7 protein-coding genes and 1 pseudogene are annotated in these 5,706 nt (G+C 66.7%); 3 read left to right on the forward strand and 5 right to left on the reverse strand.

Features of this window, described 5'->3' with window-relative positions; genetic code table 11:
• Positions 1–839: quinoprotein dehydrogenase-associated SoxYZ-like carrier (locus tag I71_RS16435; protein WP_244433877.1), on the forward strand; the 839-nt coding region annotated here is incomplete at its 5' end.
• A 19-nt stretch (positions 840–858) separates the two neighbouring features.
• Here I71_RS16435 and I71_RS16440 read toward each other — a convergent pair.
• From I71_RS16440 to I71_RS38330, 4 genes are all read right to left on the reverse strand, one after another.
• Positions 859–1,203, reverse strand: coding sequence for a hypothetical protein (locus I71_RS16440; RefSeq protein ID WP_042695925.1), 345 nt, complete (start codon positions 1,201–1,203; stop codon positions 859–861).
• A gap of 137 nt (positions 1,204–1,340) precedes the next feature.
• Positions 1,341–1,535 carry a hypothetical protein gene (locus I71_RS16445; RefSeq protein WP_049976161.1) on the reverse strand — a complete coding sequence of 65 codons (195 nt, stop codon included), beginning with the start codon at positions 1,533–1,535 and terminating at the stop codon, positions 1,341–1,343.
• A 120-nt stretch (positions 1,536–1,655) separates the two neighbouring features.
• Positions 1,656–1,988 carry a hypothetical protein gene (locus I71_RS16450; RefSeq protein ID WP_042695926.1) on the reverse strand — a complete coding sequence of 111 codons (333 nt, stop codon included), beginning with the start codon at positions 1,986–1,988 and terminating at the stop codon, positions 1,656–1,658.
• 353 nt (positions 1,989–2,341) lie between these two features.
• A complete protein-coding gene (locus I71_RS38330) occupies positions 2,342–2,566 on the reverse strand; it encodes a hypothetical protein (protein ID WP_042695927.1) in 225 nt (74 codons plus the stop codon).
• A 201-nt stretch (positions 2,567–2,767) separates the two neighbouring features.
• On the opposite strand from I71_RS38330, the gene tcuA reads away from it, so the two are divergent.
• Both tcuA and tcuB read left to right on the forward strand, forming a co-directional pair.
• On the forward strand, positions 2,768–4,123 hold the full coding sequence (gene tcuA, locus I71_RS16460) for an FAD-dependent tricarballylate dehydrogenase TcuA (protein ID WP_042695928.1): 1,356 nt from the start codon (positions 2,768–2,770) through the stop codon (positions 4,121–4,123).
• Entirely contained in the window at positions 4,110–5,264 is a 1,155-nt protein-coding gene (tcuB, locus tag I71_RS16465) for a tricarballylate utilization 4Fe-4S protein TcuB (protein ID WP_042695929.1), read from the forward strand. Before tcuA ends, tcuB begins: the two co-directional genes overlap by 14 nt.
• A 23-nt stretch (positions 5,265–5,287) precedes the next feature.
• On the opposite strand, the pseudogene I71_RS16470 reads toward tcuB, so the two are convergent.
• Positions 5,288–5,706: pseudogene (locus tag I71_RS16470) on the reverse strand (aldehyde dehydrogenase (NADP(+))); the annotation flags it as partial.

Raw genomic sequence — 5,706 nt, forward strand, 5'->3', positions numbered from 1 at the left:
GAATGGGAATAGGAGCGGGAGCGATGATGCAATCTCCGCAGAAGCGAATTCCGTTGATGGGGCTCCTGATCGCCCTGTCCATGCCGGCTCTTGCCGTCACCGACACTGGCGACGACGCGGCGCGCTGGGAGCTGCTGCAGGACATGTATTTCAAGGACCGCCCTGTGGAGCTAGCCGGCGACCGCCTCCGCATCGACGCGCCGGCGCGCGCCCACGATGCGGCGCTGGTGCCGGTGCGGGTCGAGGTCGATCCGTCGCTTCGCCTGAAGACGCTGTCCCTGCTGGTCGACAAGAACCCGGTGCCGCTGGCCGCCACCATCCGTTTCGGCCCGGCCAGCGCCAGCAGCAGCATCGAGACCCGTGTCCGCGTCAACGAATACACCAACCTCCACGTCGTGGGAGAGACGCAGGACGGCCGGCTGCTGATGGCGGCGGCCTATGTGAAGGCGGCCGGCGGTTGCTCCGCCCCCGCCGTCAAGGATCCGCAGGAAGCGATGGCGCGTCTCGGCCGCATCAAGGTGAAGCTTCCGGAAATGCTGCCCCCTGGCAGCCCCGCCACAGCGCAGGTGATGATCAGCCATCCCAACAGCAGCGGCCTGCAGTTCGATCAGGTCAGCCGGACCTACATCCCCGCCCACTATGTCCAGTCGATCCTCATCCGCTCCGGCGGCCAGACGGTGCTGGAGGCGGACACCGACATCTCGATTGCCGAGGATCCGAACCTGCGCTTCAGCTTCGTGCCCACCGCGGGAGGCAGCCTGGAAGTGGTCTCCCATGACACCAAGGGTGCCACCTTCACGCAAACCGTACCGCTGGCACCCGGCGATAAGGGCGACTAGGCTCTGTAGCGCCAGGTGTTTAGAAACACTGGCGGTCGGCGGCGACCTGGGCTTGGCGGAAACGGTCCATCAGATCCTTCGCCCAGCCGGAGCTGCGAAAGAGTCCGGCGCGTTCGCCCGGCAGATCGGCCATCACCTTCACCGTCTCGATGGCCGTGTAGTCGTCATAGGTGATGCGGTCGGCGATGGCGTCGATGCTGCAGGCGCATTTCTCCATGACGATGTGCGACTGTCCGTTCGACGCCATGCAGGCGATCACGTAATCAGCCCGTGCCGCGGTCGGGTAATCGTTCGCCGGACCGGCTGCAACGGACACAGCCGGCAGCAGAGCCGTCGCGAGAAAGACTGCGATATGAACAAGCATGGCTGGACCCCTTCCATCCCGTCCATGGGTGCGCGCCCACGGACCAGCGTTGATTGTCATAAATAACAATCATGGATGCTGATGGAATTGGTCCGCTCAAAAGAGGGGGGCCTTTTTCGGCGGAATGCTCGGTGTCCTCAGATCTGGCGCGGTTCGCACTTCCAGCGGCGGACCGTGTATTTCGGGTGCTGTTCCGCCCATTCGGCTGCCCGGAAAAGGCCGGTGCGCGAACAGGCCATGACATTGACGAACGGCTCCTGGAACTGCGGGCGTTCGACGGTGCAGCGGTCGGGACTGGACACAAGGCAAACAACGAAGATCAACTCGATCATGACAACTCCAGCCGTCATGGGGGTGGGAGCGACCTCGGTTCGGCGCCTCGATCCCGCGGCGGCCGTCCAGGTTCATGCGCGGGGAATTATGCTGCACTGCACACAAAATGTGTGCTGGAGTCAAGCATGGTTTATGGAAAACCAACTTTGCGTTAACACCGGACTCCGGGCGATCATCCCGGTCCGGTTCGCCTCTTGCCCCTGCATGGCTTTCGCCAGGAACCGGTCGACCAGCCGGGCGACGGTCTCGCTGTTGAGATCGTCCAATCGGCAGGTCAGCACGTCGGTGGTCTTCACCGGCGTCAGGAAGTTCTCGGGCACGTAGGTCGTGCCATCTTCCCCGACATGGATGGTCATGTAGGCGCGCGGCGCATCCTCGGCGCTATCCGGCGATGTGAAATGGACGATGGCACGCGGCATCTCATGGACGAGGCCGATGTCCTCCTGGACCATGCCGTGCCGACCTCGCGGACGATGGGCCGGCGGGAGTCGACGATGGGCCGGATGATGAGGTCGTGCAGATCGCGGATGTCCGCCAGCACCGCCACTTGTTGTGGTCGCTATACCCTCGTCGACATGCTCTGTCGTGCTGCGCCGTGCAGCTTCCAGCGTCAGCGCGAGATTCGGCGGACCCGGCATCGGCACATAGGCAAGGGTCCAGCGTCGCTGCCAGCAACGCTACCAGCGCCACGCAGGTGAACAGGTGGGTGCTGGGAAAGCCGGTCATGGACCGCTCCGTCCAACCGAATGGATGATCGGGTAGAGAAAAATCCAGACGATGTTGGCGAAATGCCAATACAGCCCCGTCACCTCCACCGACGTGTGGCAATAGCGGCAGTCCAACCCCAGCCCGCCGACATGATGCTCGTGGCTGACGGGGACCGGCTCGGCTGCACGACGCCGACCCGCGTCGCATAGGTGGCGTTGGGAAAGAACCACACGCCGGCAGCCAGCATGACCAGTGCCGCCAGCAGGGTGTAGAGCACCAGATTGGTCAGAATGTTGGCGATGGGGCTGAAGACAGCCGGCACGGCTCGGAATTCCCGTCACGCTGCCAGGACCGGCTGTGGTCGGGCTGATCCGGCTGTCCCTGCCAGCAGCCCATCTGCCGCAGCCCTGTGTCGCAGGTGTCGCCCCTTTCCAGGGGGGCCATCGGGGACTAAAGCCATGCCTGGTTTCCCAGGCTTCGGCCGCAATACCGGCTGCGGAGTGCCTTTTACCGTGAAAGATCGATGACTGGCGTTTCCTGTGACTTCGACGTTCTGGTGGTTGGCGGTGGGAGTGCCGCGCTTTGCGCCGCGATCGCAGCCCGCCGGGCCGGTGCGTCCGTCCTGCTGCTGGAAGCGGCATCCAGGCCGTTGCGCGGCGGGAACGCCCGCCATTCCCGCAACATGCGGGTCATGCATCAGGCGCCGACGCCGTGGGTCCTGGGATGCTACCCGGCCGGGGACTATCTGGCAGAGCTGCGGCGGGTCGCCGACACTGCCGATGCGGGGCTGTCCCGCCTGTTCGTCGAGAGCAGCGCCGGCATCGTCGATTGGCTTGCCGGCAACGGGGTGCGCTTCCACGGCGCCGCTGACGAGGTTCTGCCCTATTCCCGCAAGACGGTTTTCTTTCTCGGCGGCGGGAAGGCTTTGGTGAACGCGCTGTACGCCACGGTGAAGGAGTTGGGCGTCGCCATCCGCTATGACGGCGAGGTGCGCGCCCTACATTTGCTGGACGGTCCGCCCGCCATCACCCTGGGGGAGCCCGAAGTCACTGTCCGGGCGCGGTCGCTCGTCGTCGCTTCCGGCGGATTCCAGGGCGATTGCGGCTGGCTGCGCCGGGAATGGGGCGAGGCCGCCGACTATTTTGCCATCCGCGGCACACCGCATGCGACGGGCATCCCGCTACGGGCCTTGCTGGCGCAGGGGGCGACGCCGGTGGGGGCGGCGGACCGCTGCCATATGGTCGCGGTGGATGGCCGTGCGCCGCTGTTCGACGGTGGCATCGTTACCCGGCTGGACGGCATCGCCCACGGTATCGTCGTCGACCGGGAGGGCCGGCGCTTCGCCGATGAAGGGGCGGTCGTCGGGCCGACGCGCTACACCGTTTGGGGTGAACTGGTGGCCCGCTGTCCCGGCGGTGTCGCCTTCTCGCTCTTCGATGCGGTGATCGGGGAGCGGTTCCGGCCCTCCATCTTCCCGGCTATCCAGGCGGACTCCATTGGCGACTTGGCGTCGGCACTGGGCATCGCTCCGGGCGTGCTGAACGCCACGGTGACCGCCTACAATGCGGCGATCACCGGTGAGGCGACGGCGGGCCTCCATCCGCCGAAGACGCGGTTGGCCTCGCCGATCCTGATTCCCCCTTTCGGGGCCTATCCGGTTCGGGCCGGCGTTACCTCCACCTGCCTTGGGGTAAGGGTGGATGAACGGGCAAGGGTGCTGCGGCGGGATGGGGCGGCTTTCGATGGCGTTCACGCCGCAGGAGTCATCATGGCGCCCAACATCCTGGGCGGCGGTTATCTGGCGGGCAGTGCCATGGCGATCAGCGCCGTGTTCGGACGCATCGCCGGTCGGGAGGCCGCGGTCCATGCCCTGCGCTGACGATGACACGGAGCGGATCGCCGCCACCGCCCGCCGGGCGCTGGACATCTGCAACGCCTGCCAGTTCTGCGATGGCTATTGTGCCGTCTTCCCCGCGCTGAAATCGCGGCGGCTGGTATCGGCGAATGACCTGACCTTCCTGTCCAACCTCTGCCACAATTGCCGCTCCTGTTACCATGCATGCCAATACGCCCCGCCACACGCCTTCGACCTGAACCTGCCGAAGAGCCTGAGCCTGGTCAGACAGCAGAGTTACCGTGATCATGTCTGGCCGCCGCCGCTCAGGGGGCGGCTGCCCGGCACCGGGTGGTCCTTCGTCGCTGCCGTGACCTTTGTCTCGGTGGCGCTGGTGGTGCTTCCCGTCCTGCTGTGGGTGCCGCCGGAGCTGGTGTTCGGGCGGCATGCAGGGGAAGGCGCCTTCTATCGGGTGGTGCCGTGGGGAGCCGTCGCCGGGGTGGCCGGGGCGGTGATGCTGTGGTCGCTGCTCGCCATCGGCTTCAGCGTCGCGTCTTTCTGGCGCGGCATGGGGCCGGCACCCGCTGGTGTGGCACTGCGGCCGGCTCTGTGCGACGCCTTGTCCGACGCGGCCAGCCTGCGCAATCTCGGTGGCGGCGGGGCGGGCTGCAATGACCGGGACGAACGCTTTTCCCGGGCGCGGCGGCGATTCCACCATGCGCTGTTCTATGGGGTGGCGCTTTGTTTCGCTGCCACCGGTGTGGCGACCGTCTATGACCATGGATTGGGCTGGCAGGCACCCTATCCGGTCCTCAGTCTGCCCGTCCTGTTCGGCAGCCTCGGAGGGGGCGGAATGGTGATCGGCACGGCAGGTCTCGTTCTGTTGAAGCTGCGCGCCGATCCGGGGCCGGTGGCAAAGGGATTGGCGGGCGCGGACTGCGCATTGCTGGCGCTGCTGTTCCTTGTGGCAGCCAGCGGCTTAAGCCTGCTGGCCCTGCGCGAAACGGCGGCGATGGGACTGGGGCTGCTGGTCCATCTCGGCCTCGTCCTCGGGTGGTTCGCGACGTTGCCCTACAGCAAGTTCCTGCACGCACCCTTCCGTTTCGCCGCCTTGCTGCGGGCCGCGATGGAACGGCAGGCCAGACGAGTGGGCAAGCGAGCGGGCAACGCACGGGGCAGGGGCTGAGCAGCCCCCACCCTGCCAGCGTATCAGCCGTGCCCCAGCTCTCCATCGACCCGGCGCCACAGCCCGAGCGGGTTGCCGTCGCGCAAGCTCTCCGGCAGCAGGTCGGCGGGGATGTCCTGATAGCAGACCGGGCGGAGGAAGCGGCGGATCGCCAGCGTGCCGACCGAGGTGCTGTGCGGGTCCGAGGTCGCCGGGAACGGGCCGCCATGCACCATCGCGTGGCAGACCTCCACCCCCGTGGGCCAGCCGTTCGCCAGGATGCGGCCGGCCTTGCGCTCCAGCGTCGGGATCAGTCCGGCCACCCCGGCCTTGTCCTCGCCATCCATCTGCAGGGTCGCCGTCAGCTGCCCTTCCAGCTTTTCCGCCACCGCCGTCATCGCCGCCACGTCGGGGCAGCGGATCAGCAGCGAGGCGGCGCCGAACACCTCCTCCGCAACGCCGA

Origin of the sequence: Azospirillum sp. B506 (assembly GCF_000333595.1) — a bacterium.
Classification (GTDB): domain Bacteria; phylum Pseudomonadota; class Alphaproteobacteria; order Azospirillales; family Azospirillaceae; genus Azospirillum.

What these genes read in the sequence shown, in the direction of transcription:
- I71_RS16450 (WP_042695926.1), bottom strand. Translation starts at nt 1,988, where the DNA reads ATGGTCCAGGAGGACATCGGCCTCGTCCATGAGATGCCGCGTGCCATC.
- tcuB (WP_042695929.1), top strand. Translation starts at nt 4,110, where the DNA reads ATGCCCTGCGCTGACGATGACACGGAGCGGATCGCCGCCACCGCCCGC.
- I71_RS16440 (WP_042695925.1), bottom strand. Translation starts at nt 1,203, where the DNA reads ATGCTTGTTCATATCGCAGTCTTTCTCGCGACGGCTCTGCTGCCGGCT.
- I71_RS16445 (WP_049976161.1), bottom strand. Translation starts at nt 1,535, where the DNA reads ATGATCGAGTTGATCTTCGTTGTTTGCCTTGTGTCCAGTCCCGACCGC.
- tcuA (WP_042695928.1), top strand. Translation starts at nt 2,768, where the DNA reads ATGACTGGCGTTTCCTGTGACTTCGACGTTCTGGTGGTTGGCGGTGGG.